Annotated in this window: 1 protein-coding gene; it reads left to right on the forward strand. The window is 68.4% G+C overall.

Features of this window, described 5'->3' with window-relative positions; all coding sequences use genetic code 11:
* Positions 1-95: 95 nt before the first annotated feature.
* On the forward strand, positions 96-1,937 hold a 1,842-nt coding region (locus ON39_RS32850), incomplete at its 3' end, for a transglycosylase domain-containing protein (RefSeq protein WP_157195544.1).

Consider the following 1,937-nt stretch of genomic DNA (forward strand, 5'->3'; position numbering starts at 1 on the left):
GGCGGCAGCGGCGGCGACGGCTCGGCCCCGGTAAGCGCAGGCCCGGCCAGAAGAAGAAGTCGCCGTGGCGCATCGTTCGCCGGGTCATCTACGTGATGATGGCCATGGCGATCCTGATCCCCAGCGGCGTCTTCCTCATCGCGTACACGACTGTCTCGGTACCCCAGCCGGGCGACCTCAAAACCAATCAGGTCGCGACCATCCTCGCCTCCGACGGCGACACGGTGATCAGCAAAGTCGTTCCGCCGGAAGGCAACCGGACCGACGTGACGATCGAGCAGATCCCCGCGCACGTCCGCAACGCGGTGATCGCCGCCGAGGACCGCGACTTCTACTCCAACCCCGGCTTCTCCATCTCCGGCTTCGCGCGCGCCGCCAGGGACAACGTGCTCGGCAAGGAAAGCGCGGGCGGTGGCTCCACGATCACCCAGCAGTACGTGAAGAACGCGCTGGTCGGCGACGAACGCTCGCTCACCCGCAAGATGCGCGAGCTGGTCATCTCGGCCAAGATGGCGCGCCAGTGGAGCAAGGACGAGATCCTCGCCGCGTACCTGAACACCATCTACTTCGGTCGCGGCGCGTACGGCATCGACGCGGCCGCCAAGGCCTACTTCGAGAAGCCGGTGACGGAGCTGACCCCGGCCGAGGGCGCGGTGCTCGCCGCGACCATCCAGCAGCCGTCCGGCCTGGACCCGGAGAAGAACCCCGAGGGCGCGAAGACCCGCTGGAACTACGTGCTCGACGGCATGGTCTCCGGCGGCAACCTGCCCGCGGCCGAGCGCCAGGGCATGCAGTATCCGCGGGTCGCCCCGGTGTCGACCACCAAGGACAAGACCCTGGACTCCGGCCCGGAGGGTCTGATCAAGCAGCAGGTGCTCAACGAGCTGACCGCCGCCGGCATCAGCGGGCAGCAGCTCAACACGGCGGGTCTGACGATCACCACGACGATCGATCCGAAGGCGCAGAAGGCCGCCGTCGACGCGGCGCAGAAGAAGATGCAGGGCGAGCCGGAGGAGCTGCGCTCGGCGGTCGTCTCGGTGGATCCGAAGACCGGCGCGGTGCGCGCCTACTACGGCGGCGACGACGGCCAGGGCTGGGACTACGCCAACGCGGGCCTGCAGCCGGGCTCGTCGTTCAAGGTGTTCGGCCTCGCCGCCAATCTCGAGCAGGGCGTTCCGCTGTCGCAGATGTACGACAGCTCCCCGCTCACCGTCAACGGCATCAAGATCACCAATGTCGAGGGCGAGGGCTGCGGCATGTGCACCATCGCCGAGGCCCTCAAGCGCTCGCTGAACACCAGCTTCTACCGCATGCAGATCGATATGGGCAACGGCCCCAAGAAGATCGCGGACATGGCGCACAAGCTCGGCATCCCGGAGACCATCCCGGGCGTCGGCAAGTCGCTGACCGAGCCGGACGGCAGTGGCCCGAACAACGGCATCGTGCTCGGCCAGTACCAGTCGCGCCCGCTCGACATGGCCTCCGCCTACGCCACTTTGGCGGCCTCCGGCGTCTATCACGCGCCGCACTTCGTGCAGAAGGTGGTCTCCGCCGACGGCACCGTCCTGCTCGACCGCGGCGAGGTGCCCGGCGAGAAGCGGGTCGACGCCGCGGTGGCCGACAACGTGACGGCCGCGATGAAGCCGATCGCCGCGTGGTCGCGCAACCACAACCTGGCCGGCGGCCGCGAGTCGGCCACCAAGACCGGTACCGCCCAGCTCGAGGACACCGGCGAGAACAAGGACGCCTGGATGGTCGGCTACACCCCGTCGCTGTCGACGGCCGTGTGGGTGGGCAGCGTGCACAACACGCCGCTGCGCAACTACCAGGGCGGCATGATCTACGGCTCCGGGCTGCCCTCCGATATCTGGAAGGCCACCATGGACGGTGCGCTGGAGGGCACGAAGAACGAGACCTTCCCCAAGCCCGCCCCGATC

The organism is Nocardia tenerifensis NBRC 101015, from assembly GCF_000308715.1.
Classification (GTDB): Bacteria; Actinomycetota; Actinomycetes; order Mycobacteriales; family Mycobacteriaceae; genus Nocardia; species Nocardia tenerifensis.